Annotated in this window: 12 protein-coding genes, 3 rRNA genes and 1 pseudogene; 2 read left to right on the forward strand and 14 right to left on the reverse strand. The window is 36.7% G+C overall.

The window, feature by feature from the left end:
- Positions 1-310 precede the first annotated feature (310 nt).
- The 7 genes and pseudogenes from A7L45_RS23590 to A7L45_RS17195 all read right to left on the reverse strand — a co-directional run bounded on the left by A7L45_RS23590 (position 311) and on the right by A7L45_RS17195 (position 12,831).
- A complete protein-coding gene (locus tag A7L45_RS23590; RefSeq protein WP_207647744.1) occupies positions 311-1,714 on the reverse strand; it encodes a collagen-like protein in 1,404 nt (467 codons plus the stop codon).
- A gap of 417 nt (positions 1,715-2,131) precedes the next feature.
- Complete coding sequence (locus A7L45_RS17170) at positions 2,132-3,652, reverse strand: exosporium glycoprotein BclB-related protein (RefSeq protein WP_084647501.1); 1,521 nt, start codon at positions 3,650-3,652, stop codon at positions 2,132-2,134.
- A gap of 1,050 nt (positions 3,653-4,702) precedes the next feature.
- Positions 4,703-5,371: pseudogene (locus A7L45_RS23595) on the reverse strand (collagen-like protein); the annotation flags it as partial.
- A gap of 446 nt (positions 5,372-5,817) precedes the next feature.
- A 5S ribosomal RNA gene (gene rrf / locus A7L45_RS17180) occupies positions 5,818-5,934 on the reverse strand.
- A gap of 73 nt (positions 5,935-6,007) precedes the next feature.
- A 23S ribosomal RNA gene (locus A7L45_RS17185) occupies positions 6,008-8,946 on the reverse strand.
- Between the two features lie 335 nt (positions 8,947-9,281).
- Positions 9,282-10,795 (reverse strand): 16S ribosomal RNA (locus tag A7L45_RS17190).
- Together the 16S, 23S and 5S rRNA genes form the textbook arrangement of a ribosomal RNA operon.
- A 578-nt stretch (positions 10,796-11,373) precedes the next feature.
- The gene (locus tag A7L45_RS17195) at positions 11,374-12,831 is read right to left on the reverse strand and encodes an amino acid permease (RefSeq protein WP_071613919.1); all 1,458 of its coding nucleotides are present in this window, start codon (positions 12,829-12,831) and stop codon (positions 11,374-11,376) included.
- Between the two features lie 245 nt (positions 12,832-13,076).
- Between A7L45_RS17195 and A7L45_RS17200 the strand changes: the two genes are divergently transcribed.
- Both A7L45_RS17200 and A7L45_RS23375 read left to right on the forward strand, forming a co-directional pair.
- Complete coding sequence (locus A7L45_RS17200; RefSeq protein WP_071613920.1) at positions 13,077-14,939, forward strand: glycoside hydrolase family 20 zincin-like fold domain-containing protein; 1,863 nt, start codon at positions 13,077-13,079, stop codon at positions 14,937-14,939.
- 159 nt (positions 14,940-15,098) lie between these two features.
- Positions 15,099-15,275, forward strand: coding sequence for a hypothetical protein (locus A7L45_RS23375; RefSeq protein WP_153882483.1), 177 nt, complete (start codon positions 15,099-15,101; stop codon positions 15,273-15,275).
- Positions 15,276-15,330: 55 nt separating this feature from the next.
- On the opposite strand, the gene A7L45_RS17205 is transcribed toward A7L45_RS23375, so the two are convergent.
- The 7 genes from A7L45_RS17205 to A7L45_RS17235 form a co-directional block, all read right to left on the reverse strand.
- Positions 15,331-16,290 carry a 2-hydroxyacid dehydrogenase gene (locus tag A7L45_RS17205; protein ID WP_071613921.1) on the reverse strand — a complete coding sequence of 320 codons (960 nt, stop codon included), beginning with the start codon at positions 16,288-16,290 and terminating at the stop codon, positions 15,331-15,333.
- A 112-nt stretch (positions 16,291-16,402) separates the two neighbouring features.
- Positions 16,403-17,176 (reverse strand): sigma-70 family RNA polymerase sigma factor, encoded by a 774-nt coding sequence (locus tag A7L45_RS17210; RefSeq protein ID WP_071613922.1) that lies wholly within the window; start codon positions 17,174-17,176, stop codon positions 16,403-16,405.
- Positions 17,177-17,510: 334 nt separating this feature from the next.
- Positions 17,511-18,458 carry an L-lactate dehydrogenase gene (locus tag A7L45_RS17215; RefSeq protein WP_071613923.1) on the reverse strand — a complete coding sequence of 316 codons (948 nt, stop codon included), beginning with the start codon at positions 18,456-18,458 and terminating at the stop codon, positions 17,511-17,513.
- A 54-nt stretch (positions 18,459-18,512) separates the two neighbouring features.
- Positions 18,513-19,583 carry a pectate lyase family protein gene (locus A7L45_RS17220; RefSeq protein ID WP_071613924.1) on the reverse strand — a complete coding sequence of 357 codons (1,071 nt, stop codon included), beginning with the start codon at positions 19,581-19,583 and terminating at the stop codon, positions 18,513-18,515.
- 61 nt (positions 19,584-19,644) lie between these two features.
- A complete protein-coding gene (locus A7L45_RS17225) occupies positions 19,645-20,448 on the reverse strand; it encodes a pyruvate, water dikinase regulatory protein (RefSeq protein ID WP_071613925.1) in 804 nt (267 codons plus the stop codon).
- A gap of 57 nt (positions 20,449-20,505) precedes the next feature.
- Positions 20,506-21,669: a class I SAM-dependent methyltransferase gene (locus A7L45_RS17230; RefSeq protein ID WP_071613926.1), complete on the reverse strand. Its 1,164-nt coding sequence runs from the start codon at positions 21,667-21,669 to the stop codon at positions 20,506-20,508.
- Positions 21,670-21,828: 159 nt separating this feature from the next.
- Positions 21,829-23,619 (reverse strand): carbon starvation CstA family protein, encoded by a 1,791-nt coding sequence (locus A7L45_RS17235; RefSeq protein WP_071613927.1) that lies wholly within the window; start codon positions 23,617-23,619, stop codon positions 21,829-21,831.
- Between the last annotated feature and the right edge of the window lie 209 nt (positions 23,620-23,828).

Raw genomic sequence — 23,828 nt, forward strand, 5'->3', positions numbered from 1 at the left:
GCTCTTTCATATTATGCCGTTGCATCATAATGTGCGATTAGATATTTAACACATATTTAATTAACTTATCCTTTAGACCAACATAGAATTGTTGACATTAATCCGACTTCCTTTTACTTAACATTATAAAATTATTCCAGTTACACTAATATGCTTTCTTTCACATAGATAAAAAATCACCTAACCTTATGATAGACTTACTTGAGGTTCTCCATATATAAAATCATTAACAAGCTTGTTTTTCGTTCTAACAAATAGTAATATAATGGCCCATAGCTGAGTACGGTCTCACTCATCCATGGGCCTAAATTTAAAATGTTACATTAAAAATTGTTAAATCCGCTCTAATTGGAGTTATACCGAAGCCTATTGTACCATCAGTTACATTTACAAGTTGTAATGTTACTGGACTTGCGATCACCTCAATTAGGGCATTTCCACTAATTGGTCCAGTTTGGAGAGGACTTGACGCTTGTATATCATCACCCTGTGAAGTAGTAATTGAGAATGTAATTACTGTATCCGCTCCACCGACTATACCATCTGTAGAAACCCACCAATTAATATAAAATACGCCTATTTGTGAAATTGTTATCTCACCTGTTCCAGCATTATAAGAAAGAAATGCTGATAGGTCATTTATAACTGTATCAAATATGACCGGTGCTCCAGGACCAACAGATACTGTGTCCGGATCTTGTAGCTGAACCTGCAGTCCTCTAAGCTGAGTTGTAAAACCAGTTGCTCCAGTAGCTCCAGTAGCTCCTGTTACTCCAGTAGCTCCTGTTACTCCAGTAGCCCCTGTTATTCCTGGGTCACCTGTTGCTCCTGTAACTCCTGTTACTCCGGTAGCCCCTGTTATTCCTGGGTCACCTGTTGCTCCAGTAACTCCTGTTACTCCAGTAGCCCCTGTTATTCCTGGGTCACCTGTTGCTCCTGTAACTCCTGTTACTCCAGTAGCCCCTGTTATTCCTGGGTCACCTGTTGCTCCTGTAACTCCTGTTACTCCAGTAGCCCCTGTTATTCCTGGGTCACCTGTTGCTCCTGTAACTCCTGTTACTCCGGTAGCCCCTGTTATTCCTGGGTCACCTGTTGCTCCAGTAACTCCTGTTACTCCAGTAGCCCCTGTTATTCCTGGGTCACCTGTTGCTCCTGTAACTCCTGTTACTCCAGTAGCCCCTGTTATTCCTGGGTCACCTGTTGCTCCTGTAACTCCTGTTACTCCAGTAGCCCCTGTTATTCCTGGGTCACCTGTTGCTCCAGTAACTCCTGTTACTCCGGTAGCTCCGGTAGCTCCGGTAGCTCCTGTTGCTCCTGTTGCTCCTGTTGCTCCTGTAACTCCTGTTACTCCGGTAGCTCCGGTAGCTCCGGTAGCTCCTGTTGCTCCTGTTGCTCCTGTTGCTCCTGTTGCTCCTGTTGCTCCTGTTGAACATACGACACAACAGTGACATCTATCACACTCATTACATCTATCACATCTATCACATCTATTACATCTATCACATCTATTACATCTATCACATCTATCACATCTATCACATCTATCACATCTATCACACTCATTACATTTTGAGTCACAATTATATCTGTAAGACCTACTTGAACTATACTTTCTACTATAATAGTCATCAGTCACACCATCATCAAGAGCATGCCAATAATAATTCTTTTTACTTTCACTATAATCTCTTTCATCAATTTTATCTTTATTCATAGTTGTCCTCCTAGCAGTAACAATTTTATATAAACTGCTTATATATGTTATTCCAATAAAGACAAACTGCTACATAATATTCTTATAAATGTATAAAATACACTTATAATGTTAGTGATGCAATTCTTGTCACTTAATTCACATTTTCTTTAATAAGAATAAAATAACTATTCAACAAGCTTTCGCTTCCTCTGTTGATATTCCTCACGACATCAAATAAAAGAAATAAAATCACCCCAATTATAATTGTATATAATTGGGGATCATTTCACTAATTCATTTCGCAAATTACAACTTGCAACATTCACTCTATTTAATAAATTTGAAGTTCTATTGAAAATATATTTTCATAAACTTCCGTTGTAATTTTCAGAAAAGTTTTTATTTAATACTATAATAATCAACATGATTATCAAATTATACTATTGTAATACCAGCACTAGCATAACCAGTTACAGTATTGATAAGTGACAAACCTGCAGCAGTTGAAGAAAACACCATTAGTAATCGTGTTTGTGCAGTAACAGGTATTGAGAGGCCCGTGGTAATCCCATTACTAGTTCCTCCTAATCCAACAATTCCTGTAAGAGGTGGGGCTAAGGTTGCTACTGCACCTGGTATTGGTGTGAAAGTATTATCTGGTGTAGTAGAACTATACAATTGTGCGGTAATAGTTACTGTTGACCCTACTAACGCTAATGCAAGTACATTACTATAGTAAGCTGCTACTGATGTTATAGTTCCATCTCTTGGAACAGAAAAAGCGAAATTAAGCAGTATGCCCGCACCACCTGTAAGGTCTATGGTTCCACCAAGTAGTGAGACACCTGGAGCTGAACTTCCGAACCCAACAACTCCACCAGTACCTACTAATCCTCCTAAAATTGTTGTCATTACAATAGGAATTCCTGATGCAAATGGTATAATAGCTCCTAATCCTGTCGCTCCAGTTACTCCAGTAGTTCCTGTATCACCTGTTGCCCCCGTTATTCCAGTAGCACCAGTTACTCCAGTAATTCCAGTTGCTCCCGTTATTCCAGTGTCACCTGTTACTCCGGTAGCTCCAGTAGCCCCAGTTGCTCCTGTTATTCCAGTGTCACCTGTTACTCCTGTAGCTCCGATAGCACCCGTTACTCCAGTTGCTCCTGTTATTCCAGGGTCACCTGTTACTCCTGTAGCTCCGGTAGCACCCGTTACTCCAGTTGTTCCTGTTACTCCTGTTGCACCGATAGCACCCGTTACTCCAGTTGCTCCTGTTATTCCAGGGTCACCTGTTACTCCTGTAGCTCCGGTAGCACCCGTTACTCCAGTTGCTCCTGTTATTCCAGGGTCACCTGTTACTCCTGTAGCTCCGGTAGCACCCGTTACTCCAGTTGCTCCTGTTATTCCAGGGTCACCTGTTACTCCTGTAGCTCCGGTAGCACCCGTTACTCCAGTTGCTCCTGTTATTCCAGGGTCACCTGTTACTCCTGTAGCTCCGGTAGCACCCGTTACTCCAGTTGCTCCTGTTATTCCTGTAGCTCCAGTAGCACCCGTTACTCCAGTTGCTCCCGTTATTCCAGGATCACCTGTTATTCCTGTAGCTCCCGTTGCTCCTCCAGCAGCTCCTGTTGCTCCAGTAGCCCCAGTAGTTCCCGTTGCCCCTGTTATTCCAGGATCACCTGTTACTCCGGTAGCTCCGGTTGCTCCGGTTGCTCCGGTTGCTCCTGTTGCTCCCGTTGGGCACACTTTACAGTGATGTCTGTGACATCTGTCACATTTGTCACATCTGTCACATCTGTCACCTCTGTCACATTGGGAATCGCAATGATCTCTACACTTTTTTGAATTACGCTCTCTACTGTAATCAGGGTCACGCTCATCACGAGCATGCCAATAATTCTTTCCACTTTCAATATAATCTATCTCATTAATATAATTAAATTCGTCTTTATGCATAATTTACCCTCCTAGCAGTATCATTTTTGAAAACTGCTACTATATATTATTCCAATAAATATTTCATGCTACATATTTATAATAATTACAATTATCTTATGGGAATTATAATAATAGGAGAACAACTACAGTTACACACTCAGTGCAATTGTTTTAAAACTATTACTTAATATTATGTCAAAAAAATTTTATTAAAATGTAAAGTAAAAACACCCTAACTTTAATATTAGAGTGTTTTTAGACCATTAAATATATAGTATTTATATTATCTTCATAATTTTACCTTTAAAGCAATAAACACAAATGTAATTGCTATAGAAACATTTGCAATATCTTGAGTAACACCCGAATTTTATTGAGTTCCAGCCGCAGAATCATAACTACTACCATCATGAAATAAAGTATCCTTATTTGCTTCCGCACTTGAAATTATAAACAATGCAAACGGAGATGTTTCAACCGTCTACCATTCTATCAAAGATTACATCCATATCTAAAGGTAAAAGCTGAGACACATCAGTGTTTTAGCGTTATGGCAGCCGATAGATATGCACCTATGCGGCTTTTTGCATTACTTTGAAATTTGCTAACATAAAATTTTCTTGATATATATCATTCTAAGCCATCTAATTGACCTAAATTTAATTTTTACCCTATCAATACAACCGTCATAGAAGCATTAGCATTAGTTTGAGTACCACCTGCAAGTGTTTGTAACGTAACTGCTGCAGCGCTAGTATGATTTCTTAGAGCTAATATATCACCAACACCAGCTTGAATAATTACACCACCTGGATTTTGTTGAGTTCCAGCCCCAGATCCAAACGTTCCACCATTAACTGGAGCACCATTTTGAAATAGAGTGAACTGGTTTGGTTCCACAGTAGAAACAATAAACAATACAGAATAGAAACCAGCAGTAATAATAACTAATGAAGCTGTTCCAGCTACATGGTTAACTCCTTGCAAAATTCCATTATTATCAAAATTAACATCAGTTTCTAATGCTACAACCTGTGCACCTTCATTAAATATTGTACCAAATACGCCTGCTAATCCGCCAGTAGCACCAGTCCCTCCAGTAGCTCCTGTTGCTCCAGTAGCCCCATTTGGCCCAGTTGCCCCAGTAGCTCCATTTGGCCCTATTGCTCCAGCGGGTCCAGTTGCTCCTGTAGGACCCGTCGGTCCAACCCCTGGCCCTGTTGCTCCAGTATTTCCCGTTACTCCAGTTGCCCCAGTATCGCCAGTGGGACCAGTTATTCCTGCAACCCCAGTAGCTCCATTTGCTCCTGTTGGGCCTGTAGGACCAATTAATCCAACTCCAGTATCACCCGTAGGACCTGTTACTCCAGTTATTCCTGTAACCCCGGTAGCTCCATTTGCTCCTGTTGGACCTGTAGGACCAGTTAATCCAACTCCAGTAGCTCCGGTTACACCGGTTGCTCCAGTATCACCCGTAGGACCTGTTAATCCAGTTATTCCTGTAACCCCAGTAGCTCCATTTGCTCCTGTTGGCCCTGTTGGACCTGTTGCTCCAACTCCAGTAACCCCGGTTACTCCCGTTGCTCCAGTAGTTCCTGTTACTCCAGTTGCACCAGTTATTCCCGTTGCTCCTGTTAGACCAGTAGTTCCAGTTACTCCCGTTGCTCCGGTAGCCCCAGTACCTGGTCCTGTTACGCCAGTACTACCTGTTGCTCCTGTTGCTCCTGTTGCTCCTGTTGGACACACTTTACAACAATTTTTATTACATCTATCACACTCATCACATCTGTCACACTCACAACATCTATCACACTCATCACATCTGTCACACTCATCACATCTGTTACATTTACTAGATTCATCATGTCTATGCCAATAATGATTCCTTTTACCCTCAATATAATCTATTTCATTAATATAATTAAATTCATCCTTATGCATAACTTAACCTCCTAGCAGTATCCTCATTAAAAACTGCTACTATATTGTATTCAAACAAATGTATACTGCTACAAATGTAAAATTGATATTTAAAATAAATAAATTGAAAGAGGATATAATAGATTTTCTCTAACTATGTCTATATTTAATATTAATATATATTTATAGAAAATTAAGTATAGAATAATGCAATTAATTTAACGCAAAAAAGACACTAAGTAAACTTAGTGTCTTTTTCTATTACCTGGCGACAACCTACTCTTCCACAAGGTCACCCCTGCAGTACCATCGGCGCATTGAAGCTTAACCTTCGTGTTCGGTATGGGAACGGGTGTTACCTTCAGGCCATAATCACCAGATGAGAATATAAATATTCTCTCAAAATTGCACAGTATTGTCGCATTATTAATATTAATTGTTACTTATGTTATCTTGGTCAAGCCCTCGACTTATTAGTATTAGTCAGCTGAACATGTTACCATGCTTACACCTCTAACCTATCAACCTGGTGGTCTTCCAGGAGTCTTACTTGCACCACACTTACGTGTGGACAATGGGAAATCTCATCTTAGGGTGGGCTTCACGCTTAGATGCTTTCAGCGTTTATCCCTTCCAAACATAGCTACCCAGCGATGCCACTGGCGTGACAACTGGTGCACCAGAGGTTTGTCCATCCCGGTCCTCTCGTACTAAGGACAGCTCCCTTCAAATTTCCTACGCCCGCGACGGATAGGGACCGAACTGTCTCACGACGTTCTGAACCCAGCTCGCGTGCCGCTTTAATGGGCGAACAGCCCAACCCTTGGGACCTACTTCAGCCCCAGGATGCGACGAGCCGACATCGAGGTGCCAAACCTCCCCGTCGATGTGGACTCTTGGGGGAGATCAGCCTGTTATCCCCGAGGTAGCTTTTATCCGTTGAGCGATGGCCCTCCCACGAGGTACCACCGGATCACTAAGCCCGACTTTCGTCCCTGCTCCACTTGTAAGTGTCGCAGTCAGGCTCCCTTCTGCCTTTGCACTCTTCGCGCGATTTCCAACCGCGCTGAGGGAACCTTTGGGCGCCTCCGTTACTCTTTCGGAGGCGACCGCCCCAGTCAAACTGCCCACCTAACAATGTCCTGTGACCAGATTCATGGCCTCCAGTTAGAACCTCAGTACTGTCAGGGTGGTATCCCAAGGATGACTCCACACAGGCTGACGCCCATGTATCGTAGTCTCCCACCTATCCTGTACAGACAATACCGAAATTCAATGCTAAGCTACAGTAAAGCTCTACGGGGTCTTTCCGTCCAATCGCGGGTATCCAGCATCTTCACTGGAACTACAATTTCGCCGGATGTACTGTTGAGACAGTGCCCAAATCATTACGCCATTCGTGCGGGTCGGAACTTACCCGACAAGGAATTTCGCTACCTTAGGACCGTTATAGTTACGGCCGCCGTTTACTGGGGCTTAAGTTCATAGCCTCGCCGAGAGCAAGCTCTCAGCTAACTAATCCCCTTAACCTTCCAGCACCGGGCAGGCGTCAGCCCCTATACATCAGCTTTCGCTTTAGCAGAGACCTGTGTTTTTGCTAAACAGTTGCTTGGGCCTATTCTCTGCGACCTACTTACGTAGGCACCCCTTCTCCCGAAGTTACGGGGTCAATTTGCCGAGTTCCTTAACAGTAATTCTTCCGATGGTCTTAGGATTCTCTCCTCACCTACCTGTGTCGGTTTGCGGTACGGGCACCAATATCCTCGATAGAGACTTTTCTTGGCAGCGTGGAATCAGATACTTCAGCAATAAATTGCCTTCCCCATTACATCTCAGCGTTAAGAGCAAACGGATTTGCCTGCTTGCTCCGCCTAAATGCTTAGACACACATCCAATAGTGTGCACATCTTATCCTCCTGCGTCATCCCATTTCTAATAACGTCCATTGGTGGTATCGGAATATCAACCGATTGTCCATCACCTACGCCTTTCGGCCTCGGCTTAGGTCCCGACTAACCCTGAGAGGACGAGCCTTCCTCAGGAAACCTTAGGTTTTCGACCGTTAAGATTCTCACTTAACTCTCGCTACTCATGCCAACATTCTCACTTCTGTACCGTCCACCACTCCTTACGGTATGACTTCAGCCAGTACAGAAAGCTCCTCTACCGCTTACACAATTGTGTAAACCCATAGCTTCGGTGGTAAGTTTTAGCCCCGGACATCTTCGGCGCAGGATCTCTTGACTAGTGAGCTATTACGCACTCTTTGAATGAGTGGCTGCTTCTGAGCCAACATCCTAGTTGTCTTAGAAATCCCACATCCTTTTCCACTTAACTTACACTTTGGGACCTTAGCTGATGGTCTGGGCTGTTTCCCTTTTGACTACGGATCTTATCATTCGCAGTCTGACTGCCGAAATAAAAGTATATGGCATTCGGAGTTTGATAGGGTTCAGTAACTGTTGTCAGCCCCTAGCCCATTCAGTGCTCTACCTCCATTACTCAATTAATCGACGCTAGCCCTAAAGCTATTTCGAGGAGAACCAGCTATCTCCGAGTTCGATTGGAATTTCTCCGCTATCCACAGCTCATCCCATGGTTTTTCAACACCAACGTGGTTCGGACCTCCACGGAATTTTACTTCCGCTTCATCCTGGCCATGGATAGGTCACCCGGTTTCGGGTCTACGACATGCAACTAGAACGCCCTATTCAGACTCGGTTTCCCTTCGGCTCCGTACCTTAAGTACTTAACCTTGCTACATATCGTAACTCGTTGGCTCGTTCTACAAAAAGCACGCCGTCACACATAAAAAGTGCTTCGACCGGTTGTAGGCACACGGTTTCAGGTTCTATTTCACTCCCCTTCCGGGGTTCTTTTCACCTTTCCCTCACGGTACTTCTTCACTATCGGTCACTAGGTAGTATTTAGCCTTGGGAGGTGGTCCTCCCAGCTTCCCACAAGGTTTCACGTGTCTCGTGGTACTCTGGATTAGATCTGACTGTTCTTCCTTTTCATTTACAGGCCTATTACCTTCTGCGGAGCAGCTTTCCAGCTATCTTCAATTAAAGAATTGCAGTATTTATGATCTATCCTCAACCCCTAAGTCAAAGACTTAGGTTTGGGCTCATTCCCTTTCGCTCGCCGCTACTTAGGAAATCGATATTTCTTTCTCTTCCTCCGGGTACTTAGATGTTTCAGTTCCCCGGGTGTACCTCTGCATACCTATTTATTCAGTATGCAGTACATAGTTGTTACTATGTGGGTTCCCCCATTCGGAAATCTTTGGATCACAGGCTATTTGCGCCTACCCAAAGCTTATCGCAGCTTAACGCGTCCTTCTTCGGCTCCTAGTGCCAAGGCATTCGCCATGCGCCCTTTGTAGCTTGACCTATGATTTCGTCTATTACTAGACGCGTCTATTTTCATAAACGTTTTGTTTCTTAATATTAATTTTGCGAAATCATAATAAATTAACCTATAACCACTTACTCGTATTTTACAATACGCAAGGTGGATCTAAATCTTTTTAAAATAATTTTATACACTGTGCAATTTTCAAAGAACATTTTAAGAAAAACTATTAATTAATTAACTCCTAAGAGTTAATATAATTAGTCTCTCAAAATTAAACAGAGAAATAGGAACGAGTAATTACAATAGATATTTTGAAGAATAATTGAATTCTTCTATTGCATCGACCGAAGTCAATACATCTACTCCCTAGAAAGGAGGTGATCCAGCCGCAGGTTCTCCTACGGCTACCTTGTTACGACTTCACCCCAATCATCGATCCCACCTTCGGCCGCTGGCTCCTTACGGTTACCTCACGGACTTCGGGTGTTACCAACTCTCATGGTGTGACGGGCGGTGTGTACAAGGCCCGGGAACGTATTCACCGCGACATGCTGATTCGCGATTACTAGCAACTCCGGCTTCATGTAGGCGAGTTGCAGCCTACAATCCGAACTGGGATGAGTTTTTGAGTTTGGCTCCACCTTGCGGTCTTGCATCTCTTTGTACTCACCATTGTAGCACGTGTGTAGCCCTAGACATAAGGGGCATGATGATTTGACGTCATCCCCACCTTCCTCCCGGTTAACCCGGGCAGTCTCACTAGAGTGCTCAACTTAATGGTAGCAACTAATGATAAGGGTTGCGCTCGTTGCGGGACTTAACCCAACATCTCACGACACGAGCTGACGACAACCATGCACCACCTGTCACCTTGTCCCGAAGGACTTCACTCATCTCTGAGTTATGCAAGGGATGTCAAGTCTAGGTAAGGTTCTTCGCGTTGCTTCGAATTAAACCACATGCTCCGCTGCTTGTGCGGGCCCCCGTCAATTCCTTTGAGTTTTAATCTTGCGATCGTACTCCCCAGGCGGAATACTTAATGTGTTAACGGCGGCACCGAGGTTCGACCCCCGACACCTAGTATTCATCGTTTACGGCGTGGACTACCAGGGTATCTAATCCTGTTTGCTCCCCACGCTTTCATGCCTCAGCGTCAGTTACAGTCCAGTAAGTCGCCTTCGCCACTGGTGTTCTTCCTAATCTCTACGCATTTCACCGCTACACTAGGAATTCCACTTACCTCTCCTGCACTCTAGACACCCAGTTTCAAATGCAGCACCCAAGTTAAGCTCGGGTATTTCACATCTGACTTAAATGTCCGCCTACGCATCCTTTACGCCCAGTAAATCCGGACAACGCTTGCCACCTACGTATTACCGCGGCTGCTGGCACGTAGTTAGCCGTGGCTTCCTCCTCTGGTACCGTCATTATCGTCCCAGAAGACAGAACTTTACAACCCGAAGGCCTTCATCATTCACGCGGCGTTGCTGCGTCAGGGTTTCCCCCATTGCGCAATATTCCCCACTGCTGCCTCCCGTAGGAGTCTGGACCGTGTCTCAGTTCCAATGTGGCCGATCACCCTCTCAGGTCGGCTACGCATCGTTGCCTTGGTGGGCCTTTACCTCACCAACTAGCTAATGCGCCGCGGGTCCATCTCAAAGTGAAATTCCGAAAAATTCCTTTGATGTTAAGATCATGCGATCAAAACATATTATGCGGTATTAATCTCCCTTTCGGGAGGCTATTCCCCTCTTTGAGGCAGGTTACCCACGTGTTACTCACCCGTCCGCCGCTAATTGATCCCGAAGGATCGCATCGCTCGACTTGCATGTGTTAGGCACGCCGCCAGCGTTCGTCCTGAGCCAGGATCAAACTCTCAATTTAAAAGTTTACACTTTTTTAGTTGAAATAATTAATCTGCGACAACTGTTAAGTTGTTACGCAAGCTCATTACATACTTTTTAGTCTTACGACTAAAATATTACTTTTACTAAAGTAATTGACTGGTTAAAATAAAATATTATTTCATTTCTTTACCTATTTCTCTGTTTAATTTTCAAAGACCAATTTGCTTTGTCATCATGTGACGACTTCTACTATAATACTAGGTTTTTCTTATTTTGTCAACTACTTCTTTAAAATAAATTAAATTGTAATTAACAGTTAGTTTAGTGTGCCACTTCTATGTGACGACAAGGATTATTCTATCATATATATAATAGGTAACTTTTCAAATAAATAGATTGTAATAAGATTAACTCTATCTTTCTACATATAGGTCTAAATAATTCAATATACCGCATTCGGATACGCACGGTAAAATGATTTAAATATTTGTAATATTTAAAATATATTATAACTAATATATTTTATATGCCAATGGTCAACAAAAAGGTTGCAATGAATTATCATTGCAACCTTTTGTTAATCTACATTATAATTAAAGACTATATAATTAAAAACTATTTTTCGTGTTGTATTGGCTCTGTACTAAAACTAGCTTCTTTTAGATTCACAACCTTAGTTTTATACTTCACCTTATATCCTATCCATAAAGCTAAAAATAAAGGTAATCCAATATAAGATGCAATAACATTTTTCCAATCTATTGAATTAGCTGTAAAATAAGTTACGCCTTGTCCTAATATAACAATAACACATAATATTAGTGCAAGAATTGGTCCAAACGGGAAAAATTTTGCTTTATATTTTAATAAATTCATATCTTTTTCTTGTGCTACAAATGCTTTACGAAAGCGATAGTGACATACTGCAATTCCTACCCATGCTATAAATCCAGCGAGTCCCGAAGCTGCAACTAACCACATGTATACTGTTTCTTGAGCATATAAACCTACTAAAAAAGATGCAGATGCTACTAATGTAGTAAGTAATAATGCATTTATAGGAACGCCGCGAGAATTTACCTTAGAAAGAGCCTTTGGTGCCCTTCCTTCCCTTGCCATTGCATATAACATACGGCTAGCCGCATACATTCCAGAGTTACCACATGAAAGCACCGATGTTAAAACCACAGCATTCATTATACTTGCAGCTCCAGCAATACCTGCTCTTTCAAAAATAGTGGTAAAAGAGCTTGTTGTAACTCCCGCCTGTGTAAAAGGTATCAATGCACTGATAATAAATATTGCACCTAAATAGAATATTATAATTCTCCAAAATACACTATTAATTGCTTTAGGTACATTTTTTTCTGGATCTTCACTTTCTCCAGCAGCAATACCAACAAGTTCTGTTCCCTGAAAAGAGAACCCAGCAATTAAGAAAACCATTAATATACCTTTAAATCCAAATGGGAATGGTCCTTTAAGACCACTTTTAGGATCTAAAAACGTAAAATTTGAAAGCCCAATATGATGTCCCCCAATTATTCCAAAAATCATTGCGACACCAACTGCCAAAAACACTAAAACTGCTACAACTTTGATACCTGCAAACCAAAATTCTGATTCTCCATAAGCCTTAGCCGAAAGCATATTTAACCCGAATAATAACACTAGGAAAGAAATACTCCAAACAAGTGCCGGCACCCCTGGAAACCAGTATTTCATAATCATAGCTCCTGCGACCATTTCAACCGCAACAGTAATTGCCCAGTTATACCAATAATTCCAACCTAACGCAAATCCTAATGCTGGATCAACGAATCTTGATGCATATGTTTCAAACGAACCAGTAACCGGCATAAATGTAGCCATCTCACCAAGCCCTGTCATTAAAAAATATACCATTATTCCTATAACGGTGTATGCTACTAACGCTCCACCAGGACCTGCTTCACTTACTGTTCCGCCTGAAGCCAAAAACAGTCCTGTTCCTATTGCTCCACCAATAGCAATCATGTTAAGGTGACGAGACTTTAATCCTCTTTTTAATTCATTTGTCTTTACTTCACTCATTATAACCTCCCTTAATTTATTGCTATCTAATTCTTAAATATTATTCAACGAAGTAACAAACTTCGCTAATTTAATCATTCCAACGCTAACATCATTCAATATATTTTACACCATTACTATAGCTATTAGCAATAAATAAAATCCATATTAAGATATTTTATTATTCTCTTTACGACTATTGATTTTTTGTCCGATATGGTATAACGTAAAGAATCATAATCAAACAAAATTTAGGGGTGCACAATATGTTTTTAATACCAAGTCCAAAACATTTAGATATAAAAGAAGGTACATTACAGCTTAAAAGAGACACAGAGATAGTCTTAGATTATCAATGTGGTTTCGATGACTTAAATGCTGCTATTTTATTACAAGATGAAATTAAGCAGCAATTGGGCTTCAATTTATTAATAAATAAATCTTTTGACTGTAATAGCAATAAAGTTATAATTACATTTAAAAAAACATCAGGTCCGAAAGAAGCTTATAGCTTAACTATTGATGGTAACAGCATCGAAATATGTGGTGCTACTTCCATAGGCATATTTTATGGAGTACAGACATTAAGACAACTTATAAGACAAAACGGGGCTTTACTCCCAAAACTTAAAATTGATGATGAACCCTACTTTTCTAATCGTGGATTCTATCATGATGTTACAAGGGGCAAAGTACCAACACTTAAAATGCTTATGGAGCTAGTTGATAGGGCGTCTTTTTATAAAATAAATCAGTTACAACTATATATAGAGCACACTTTTGCATTCAAGGGCATGAGTGAAATTTGGATGGACAAAGATCCACTAACATCTGAAGAAATTTTAATACTAGACCAGTATTGTAACAAAAGACATGTCGAGCTAATTCCTTCATTATCTACATTCGGTCACATGTACGAAGTGCTTAGATCAAAATCTTTCAATGAATTTTGTGAACTAGAAAACAGCGAGGGAGAGGAATATTCCTTTGAGCATAGAATGAATTCACACACACTTGATACAACTAACGAAGGTAGCATAAAGCTTGTTGAAAAAATGTTAATGCAGTATATCCCTCTATTTAGTTCAAACACATTCAATATATGTTGTGATGAAACTTTTGAATTAGGTAAGGGAAAAAGCAAAGCCCGCGCTGATGAGGTTGGAGTTGGAATGTTATACGTTGGATTTTTAAACAAAGTAATAGACATAGTAAAGAAAAAAGGCAAGCGAGTTATGTTTTGGGGGGATGTGATTTTACATCATCCAGAACTTTTAAGTAATATAAGTAAGGATGCCATTTGTCTTAATTGGGATTACAATGAAAATGCCAAAGAAGATGGAACAAAGACAATAACTGAATCAGGTATGGAGCAATACGTATGCCCAGGTGTATGGGGTTGGAATCAACTAGTGAATAAAGTTGATAAAGGTTTTGAAAATATAAAAAGAATGGTAGCCTATGGTGTAAAATATGGTGCAACTGGCGTTTTAAATACTGACTGGGGTGACTTTGGTCATATAAATTTTTTAAGTACCTCAATTCCTGGCATGGCTTACGCAGCCTCTTTATCATGGAATCCAGAAGGAGAAAAAGACTTTGAAAATGTATATAAAGCCATATCTATAATAGAGTATGGCGATGACTCACTTAAACTTGTTTCACTACTTAATCAATTATCAAAGAATCAAGTTGTGGGATGGTATGAACTAGTTGAATGGAAAGAACATTTTAAGAATGATTTAGATATTAAAAAGAGTTTGCGCGATCTTGATTGGGAAAAAATTTTAGAGGGGTATAACCTAGCTTGCGAAATAGAAGATAAGTTCACTAGATTATCTAATAAGGTACGCATAAACACATTTGATCTACAAGAATTTATTGTCTCAGCAAGAGCAATTCAGTTAGTAGATAGCTTTTTCTTAAACTTACTAAAGAATGAATATGCTATGAATGAAATAAATACAGTATTCACGCCAAGAGATCTCGCTGAAAATCTTGAAGTGTGGTTCTATGATTTTACAAAAATATGGAGAACACGCAATAAAGAAAGTGAATTATATAGAATTCGCGATATTATATCCTACACTTGTAAATATTTAAGAGGTATACGCCTCCTTGCTTGTTAACAAATTTCATTTTCAATATAAAATAATAAATAATTTTATTGTTTTTTTATCCTAACTAAGAATAATATATTTTAAAATGGGCATATTTGAAATAAAAAGAACTTTATAAAAAAATTTATGCACCCATAATAAATTAATTATTTTAATAGGAGGATAACAATGAAGCAGATATTTATAAGGATTAAAAAAGGCGATAATTTTTACAATAAAGATATGATGGACTCAACTTGCGTTGAAAGAATGGATTGGTATAACACATTAAGCAAAGGACAAATAATGAGTGTATTAGAGGAATTTGTAAATAATAACATCTCAAAAGAAAATAATTTTCATTAATCTATAAATATAAAGCTGACACCGTAAAAATGATGTCAGCTTTTATATGTCATTTTTAATTTACGACATTAATTGGTTTTCCCTTTATAAACGATTCTATATTACCCGCCATGAGTTCAATCAATCTTTGCCTAGACTCAAAACGTCTCCACCCTATATGTGGAGTTAAAATTACATTTTCCATATCAAACAAGGGATTATTAATTTCTGGTGGCTCCGGGTCCTGAACATCTAACGCAGCTCCTGCAATATCACCATTTTGCAGAGATTTTATTAAATCAGTTTCTTTTATTATCGCTCCCCTTGATGTGTTTATTATAAAAGCAGAAGGCTTCATTAACTTAAGCCTCTCCTTATTAATTAGGTGTAATGTATCTTTTGTTAAAGGGCAGTTAATCGATACAAAATCACTCTGTTTGAGCAATTCTTCAAGTGAAGCAAAGTGTACATTTGGGTTCTCCCATGATTTCTCTGATCGACTATATATAATAATATTCATCCCTATTGCTAAGGCAATTTTTATAACCTCACGTCCAATGGCACCATATCCACCTATTACTCCAAGTGTTTTGTTTTGAAGTTCAAAATGTGGCAACTGTAAATGTTTATTATAATTATCAAAGTTTTTTTCTTTGAGCATAATTTGTTGTTGTATTAATGAAGAACTAAAGTTCAGTATGTAGGTAATTACTAGATTTGCAACTGCTTGTGTGCTATAGCTAGGAACATTGCAAACTGTAATACCTTTTTTTCTTGCGCAAGCTATATCAATATTGTTATAGCCTGTCCCAGCTTCGCATATAAGTTTAACAGAGGACGGGAACTCTGATATTAATTTACCACTCAAAGGTAATTCCTTCGTAATTATAATAGTTTGACCTTTAACTCGCTCTAAAATTTTTTCATTTATATTTTCATCATATTTTGTGAAAGTGCTTAGTTTAGTTATCGACGAAAAATCTAGTTTATTGTCAAAGTTAAGTTTTGCTAAATTCAAAAATACAGTGTTTACCATGTATGTGCCTCCTAGATAATTAATTTTTATAACTAATACTACTACTGTTTGCTTAAAAAATATAGTCTTTATACAAAATGAACTATTTGAAATAGGATTTTCAAACAAAACCCTATATATGTCTTCTCAGATGTTTTAATGCATTTTTTTCTATCATAGCTACTTGTTCTTTTGATATACCTACCTCACTCGCTGCCTCCATTTGAGTTTTTCCATTAACAAATCTTAAATTTGCAATTAATTTTTCCATAGAATTTAATTTTTTCATTGATTCTCTAATCGATATATTCTTTTGAAAACTATCCTCTAAATTTTTGTTGTCTTGTTTTTTATCCATTTCATAAATTTCATCCACGTCTTGATAATAAATTGGATTAATTAACGATATAGGATCTTGGATAATATCTAAAGCTAATACTATGTCCTCGCTAGTTAATTCAAGTTCTTTAGCTATTTTAGATATAGTAGGCTCTTTATTGTCTTGTTTCACTAATCTGTCTCTAACTTGTAACACTTTATATGCAATGTCTTTTAAATATTCACTTACTCTTATTGAATTATTGTCTTTTAAGTACTTTTTTATTTCTTCGATGATCATTGAAACTGCATATGTTGAAAACCTATCATCTCGATTTAGGTCGTAATTATCAATAGACTTCATTAAACCTATACAACCTACATGAAATAATTTTTCTACCTTTTCACCTCTGTTGCTAAAATGCTTTATCACACTTAACACTAATTTAAAATTTCCTTCAATAAATTTTTCTCTACATTCATATTCTCCATTTTGTATCCTAAATAGTAACTCATGTATTTGTTCTTCTTCCAATACCGGTAATTTTAAAGTATTTACCCCACATATTTCTATTTTATCTAACATCATAAGGCTTTCATTCCCTTCAGAGTATTTGTTTTTAAATTATGTCCTTATGATGTATTTATTATACTAAAGACAAGCTATAATATTTTGTAAATATCATGTTATATAAAAAATAGAAATATAGCAGTACTAACCTCAGCGTATATATAATAACAACAAAAATAACGCCATGTAAATATCACTCCTTTTAAGTTAATATTTGCATGACGTTTTTAACGATATTTCAGAAGGAAAGTCCCCAACTTCAATAAGTGGGGGACTTTCCTTCTGAAGTCGTTAATCTGCAGCTCCGCAGGAGATGATTTAATTAGATGTCAGTTATAATTTACATTTAGTCTTATATTTTCGAGTCCTTTATAACTTCCTTGAGTACCTTCGAAGATTCAAAGAGTTCTGTCTTCTCTTCCTCATTAAGATTAACCTCTAATATTTTTTTTACTCCATCTCTACCTACAACTGTTGGCACTCCCATATAAATGTCATTAATTCCATATTCACCTTTTAATAAAGATGATACTGTAAGAATAGAATTCTCATTACTTAATATTGCTTCAACTATCCTTTTAATAGCTAGAGCAACAGCATAATAAGTTGCACCCTTCTTTTGGATAATAGTATAAGCCGCTTCCTTTACTTCCTTATATATATTATACTTAAGCTCTCCATCACATTTATTAGGACATGTAGAACAGAACTCCTCAACATTCATACCTGCAATACTAGTTATACTCCATGCTGCAATTTCTGAATCCCCATGTTCACCCATTATATAGGTATGAATATTTCTTGCATCAATTTCAAAATGTTTACTAAGCAAGTATTTAAATCTTGATGTGTCAAGGACAGTACCAGAACCAATTACCCTATTACTTGGAAAACCTGATAACTTATAAGTTATATAAGTTAATATATCAACAGGGTTTGACACTACTAATAATATAGAATTCGGGCTAAATTTTACAACTTCCGGGACTATGCTTTTAAATATTTTTAAATTTTTAGAAATACAATTAAGCCTTGTTTCACCAGGCTTTTGACCAATCCCCGCTGTAATAATTACTATATCTGAATCTTTAGTATCCGAGTACTCTCCAGAAGTTATCTCTATTGGCCTTACGAAGGAAACACCATGTGATAAATCCATTGCCTCTCCTTCAGCTTTATTTTTATTTATATCTACAATTACAATTTCAGTTGCAAGTCCTCCATTCATTAGAGCAAATGCTGTAGTTGATCCTACAAATCCAGCTCCAATAATTGATATCTTATTTCCTTTTGTTCTCATAAAAAGACTTCCTTTCTTTACTAACATTATATACTAATTAATAATTAATATCAACTAGGTTTGTTTTATTAATAAATTAAAATTATTGTTTTCTTTAAAAGTAATATCCTCACAACCATATATACGTATATTATATTCATCTAGTATTCCCTTTAAAATGTCACTAAATACATTTCGTGTAATGCTAATATTTTTTATATTATATAATAATAATGGTGTTTTATAAATATTGTTATCCGAAACATAATTAAATCCATTATCTTTTATAACTATATTGTTACTTATCATTTTATTAGGATTATATATCTCTAGCCCACCAAATAATTGTGAGTTTTGAATTGTTATATTAGTGCAATTCTGAACTATATAAACTTCACCGCTCTCATCAAAATGACAACCATCAATTATAATTTTATAACAACCAATATTTTCTGAGGACACATTACATATTAAATGTACCTTTCTACCTTGTGCATTATACCCAGACTCTCTTTCTATGACATTTATCGCTAAGCAATTAATCATCCTAGCATTAAATATATTACTATCCTTTATTGCACTAAGCCTAAATGAATGTTTTTTACTATTTCTTGATATACAACTATCCAATATTACATTATCAATTATTAAATTTTTATTATTAATGGAAGATGAAACAATAGCATAAGCTGTTTGTGGTGCATTTGTAACTATAATATTTTGAAGAATTATATTTTTAGCATTACATACTCCTATCCCATTTATATAGGTAGAACTAGAAATTTTCTCTACGCAATAGATACTTAAATCTCTAATAACAATGCTTTGCGCAGGAATTATATTGCCTGTATACTTTCCAAGTAATGGATAGCTTAAATTAGGTGTTAACCCATATACACTTAACACATCTCCAAAAACACCCTTAAAATCTTTAGTTCTCTTAATTATTGAGTTGTTACCATCAACAATTAAATTTTTACCGTATAACACAATCTCTTTATTACATAGATATACTTTTTCATTTTCAAAATTTAATCTATCTATATTATTATCGAAACAATATTTTATTGCACTTTGAATGGCTAACGCATCATCTATTACTCCATTTCCTATAGCTCCAAATTCATAAACATTTAATTCTATCAATTTATCACCTCTATAGATAATTAGTTGTTGTATCCTTTACATTGCAAAAAATTTACATTAACTATTTAGTACTACCTATGCTCTTCATAATAATTAACGCTGTATCCTCTATAGCTCTTTTAGTAACATCTATAGTTAAACACCTTGTCTTTTTCATTATTTTTTCGGCAAAATCTAATTCATCGAGTATTCTTGCGTCATTAGAATATTGAAAACTAGAATTAAGTCCACTAAATTTGTCCATTCTATGTTTTCTAATTTCAATAAGCTCAAAAGGATTTATTGTAAGCCCTATAATCTTTCTTCCTGGAATATTATACAATTCTTCTGGAACAGGGACTTCAGGCACTAACGGTATATTTATAGCCTTTACTCCCTTATTAGCTAAGTACATACATAATGGTGTTTTTGAAGTTCTTGAGACACCAATGAGAACTACGTCCGCAAGCTTTATTCCATTATAATCACGACTATCATCAAACTGAATAGCAAATTCCATAGCTTCTATTCTTTTATAATATTCCTTATCCATATTCCATATTGCCCCGGGAATATATTCTGGCTGTTTGTTTAATAACTTAGATGCAAGACCTATAACTGGTCCTAAAATATTTGATATAAATACCCCTTTTTCTACACATCTTTGGACTAGGAATTCCTTCACATCTACCATAATAATAGTTGAAATAATCATTGCTTTCGAATTGTCTTCTATTTTACTAATAAATTTATTAACATCTTCAGCTGTTTTAATATATGGTACTCTTTTTATTATAATACTACCTGGAAACTGACTTTCTACTGATTTCGCTACAAGTTCTGCTGTTTCTCCTATAGAATCCGATACCGCATATATTGTTAACACCTTAACATCATCTACCTTCCTAATTTAGGTATTCATCTTATACTATTATTATGATAATTATATTAAATTATCCTTCCTTAATAGATCATATAATGTTGGTTTTAAATTAAATGAAGTCATTAAATCATTAACCTCGGACAAAGCCTTTTCTTTTATCTCATTTGGTATATTAGCTTTTATTGCTCTAATTAATATGTTTTTTGGAGACTGGTCTATATCTATAAATTCTAAAAGTTGTGTTTTGTATCCGGAGTACTCAAGAATATTCGCACGCGCTGCATCTGTCATAAGTGCTGAAACTCTTTCCTTTACTATTCCATACTTTGTTAGTATAGCTAATGATTCCGTTTTAATTTGACTATTAAATTCATGTTGGCAGCAAGGAACAGAGAAAATCATTCCACTATTCCACTTTATTGCATTATATAAAGCATAATCAGTAGCGGTATCACATGCATGTAATGTAATTACCATATCAACCTTATTTTCATATTTAAAGCCATTTATATCTCCTAGCTCGAACCTCAAATTTTCATAATTATATCTTTTTGCTATCTCGTTACATTTTCCGATTACATCTTCTTTAAGATCAAGTCCTATCATTTTTACATTAATTTTCTTAATTTCAACAAAGTAATAATATAATACAAATGTTAAATAAGACTTACCGCATCCAAAATCTATTATAGTAAGTTCTTTATAATCGTTATTTTTAATTTCATCATCAATAACTTCAACAAATCTATTTATTTGCTTATATTTGTCATATTTAGAATTAACAACCTTGCCCTCTTTTGTGAAGATCCCTAAATCTATAAGAGGCTCGATTATCATACCCTCTTTAAGAATATAATTTTTTTCTTTATTATGACCCTTACTTGTAAGCTTTTCATTATCACTCATTTTGTGACCTAAATGAACCTTACCTTTTTTTGATATTTTCAAATCGAAGGTTGTAGTACCAGCCCAAGCATCAAGTTGTTTATATTTCCCTTGTACGTATTCCAAAAGTTTTTCCTCTAAAATATCAACATTAATGTTTTCATGAAAAACCTGTTTATCAGTCGTTTTTTCTATTTGGTAATATTGTTTTTCATCATCTTCCTTCAATACAAATATGATTTTATTATATTCTACGTCCTTATTAATTTTATTGCTAATAACTACCTTTATAATATCTTGTTTAACTATTTCTTCAATTGCTTTCTTTAAGTCTTCCATTTTTAGCACTCCTAGTAATTTATTTTAACTAATTCTCTATCTAATAAGATTATTATATACCAAGTTAATTAATACTAACACTTTAAATACCCTATTTATATTAAATAAAATTAAGGTACAGCTTCTAATAAAAACTGTACCTTAATTTTGTACTAAACATTACTCAGTGATTTCTTTTTTATTCATTACATCCTTGTTCTTTTTTAATTCTACAATCCATACTTTAACGCTTTCAACTAATATTATTGCAAGCATAATAACTAATATAGTTGACATAACTGCAAGTACTATTTTGTTTTGCGGAATATAATTATTGAATATATTTTCTATAGCTGCTGTAAATGTAGTAACCGATATAAATATAAGTGGCAAAACTGTAATCAGCATATACTTTTGTTTACCATTTTTTATTAAAAATGTAGTACCAATTGCAAATGCTATTGCTGCGAGTGTCTGGTTTGCAACACCAAATAATGGCCAAATGGTTGATACATTTCCTGTATAAAGAAGATATCCCCATGAAAATGACATTAGAGCACTAAATAATATTATATTACCCCAAGAATTCTTTTTAGCAAACGGTTTATATACCGAAGCTGCTAAATCTTGTAATAAGTATCTTCCAATTCTAGTTCCAGCATCTATTGTTGTTAATATAAATAGTGCCTCGAACATAATGCAGAAATGATACCAATAAGCCATTAATTTAGTTAATCCTGGAATTTTATAAAATACATATGACATACCTACTGCAAGTGATACCGATCCACCTGGTCTTCCTGCTAACTGCTCTCCAACCATTCCTGAGAGCATTGGAAGTTCCTTTGGTATCATGTTAAGTTTATCAAATACTGCAGGTAATGAGTTTATTGCAAAATAATCTGCTGTTGGAAGTACTGAAGCTGCAATTAAAGCCATTAAAGCTATAAAAGCTTCTATTAGCATACACCCATATCCTATTGGGAGTATATCTTTCTCATTTTTTATAAGCTTTGGCGTAGTTCCTGAGCTAATTAGTGCATGAAATCCTGATAAAGCACCGCAAGCTATTGTTATAAACAGGAATGGGAATACTTTTCCTGGAATAATTGGACCACCACCATGAACATATTGAGTTATTGCTGGCATTTGGAGTACTGGTCTTACTATAATTATTCCGAGTGCAAGTGCACCTATAACTCCGAGTTTCATATAAGTACTTAAATAATCCCTTGGTAACAATAAAAGCCAAACCGGAAGTGCCGCTGCGAAGAAACCGTATACAGCAAGTATAATAGACATTTGTTTAGCATCAAAAGTTAAAAATTGTCCAAATGCTGTATGTTGAATAAATGGTCCTCCAACAACCCCTACCATAATGAGAGCCATTCCAATTACTGTAGCCTCTGCTATTTTTCCTGGCCTTATATATTTCATATAGATTCCTATAAACATAGCTACTGGTATTGTGAACCCAACTGTAAATGTACCCCATGGGCTGTTAAACAATGAATTGACAACGGGTATTCCAAGACCTGCCATTGTTATTATAAGTATAAATAGAACTGCAATAGAGGTAACCAAACCCATTTTCTTACCAAAGTAAATTTTAGCAAGCTGCGCTATTGATTGACCATCATGTCTAACAGATGCAAATAGTACCACCATATCATGAACACCACCGCCAACTACTGCGCCGATCAATATCCATAAAGTTCCTGGTAAGTATCCAAACTGTGCTGCAAGGACTGGTCCTATAAGTGGCCCTGCACCTGCAATAGCCGCAAAATGATGTCCTAGCAGCACCCATTTATTGGTTGGTATAAAATCTCTCCCATCATTATGTACCTCTGATGGAACTTTGTTTTTTTCATTCAGAACCAAAACCTTAGCGGCTATAAAAGCACCATAGGTTCTGTAAGCAATAATAAGAACAAGAGCGGCAACGATTACTAATACAATAGAATTCATAACACTTACTCCTCTCAAAATATATTTATAAGTCAAATAACTAGTGTAACTATATTATATTGCTACACTTATTCACCGTAAATATATTTGCGGTGAAGTGTAACATTTAATGGTCTAAGTGTACAATAGTTGCTTTGAATAGTATTCATAAAATCGTTATCATTTAATTTGTATTTTATTTTTTTTCAGCTATAATTTAATTATAAGAT

The organism is Clostridium estertheticum subsp. estertheticum, from assembly GCF_001877035.1.
GTDB lineage: Bacteria > Bacillota > Clostridia > Clostridiales > Clostridiaceae > Clostridium_AD > Clostridium_AD estertheticum.

Excerpts from the sequence above, each read along its gene's own strand:
- A7L45_RS17210 (WP_071613922.1), bottom strand. The coding sequence starts at position 17,176 with ATGATGTTAGATAAAATAGAAATATGTGGGGTAAATACTTTAAAATTA.
- A7L45_RS17235 (WP_071613927.1), bottom strand. The coding sequence starts at position 23,619 with ATGAATTCTATTGTATTAGTAATCGTTGCCGCTCTTGTTCTTATTATT.
- A7L45_RS23375 (WP_153882483.1), top strand. The coding sequence starts at position 15,099 with ATGAAGCAGATATTTATAAGGATTAAAAAAGGCGATAATTTTTACAAT.
- A7L45_RS17170 (WP_084647501.1), bottom strand. The coding sequence starts at position 3,652 with ATGCATAAAGACGAATTTAATTATATTAATGAGATAGATTATATTGAA.
- A7L45_RS17195 (WP_071613919.1), bottom strand. The coding sequence starts at position 12,831 with ATGAGTGAAGTAAAGACAAATGAATTAAAAAGAGGATTAAAGTCTCGT.
- A7L45_RS23590 (WP_207647744.1), bottom strand. The coding sequence starts at position 1,714 with ATGAATAAAGATAAAATTGATGAAAGAGATTATAGTGAAAGTAAAAAG.
- A7L45_RS17230 (WP_071613926.1), bottom strand. The coding sequence starts at position 21,669 with ATGGAAGACTTAAAGAAAGCAATTGAAGAAATAGTTAAACAAGATATT.
- A7L45_RS17215 (WP_071613923.1), bottom strand. The coding sequence starts at position 18,458 with ATGAGAACAAAAGGAAATAAGATATCAATTATTGGAGCTGGATTTGTA.
- A7L45_RS17200 (WP_071613920.1), top strand. The coding sequence starts at position 13,077 with ATGTTTTTAATACCAAGTCCAAAACATTTAGATATAAAAGAAGGTACA.
- A7L45_RS17205 (WP_071613921.1), bottom strand. The coding sequence starts at position 16,290 with ATGGTAAACACTGTATTTTTGAATTTAGCAAAACTTAACTTTGACAAT.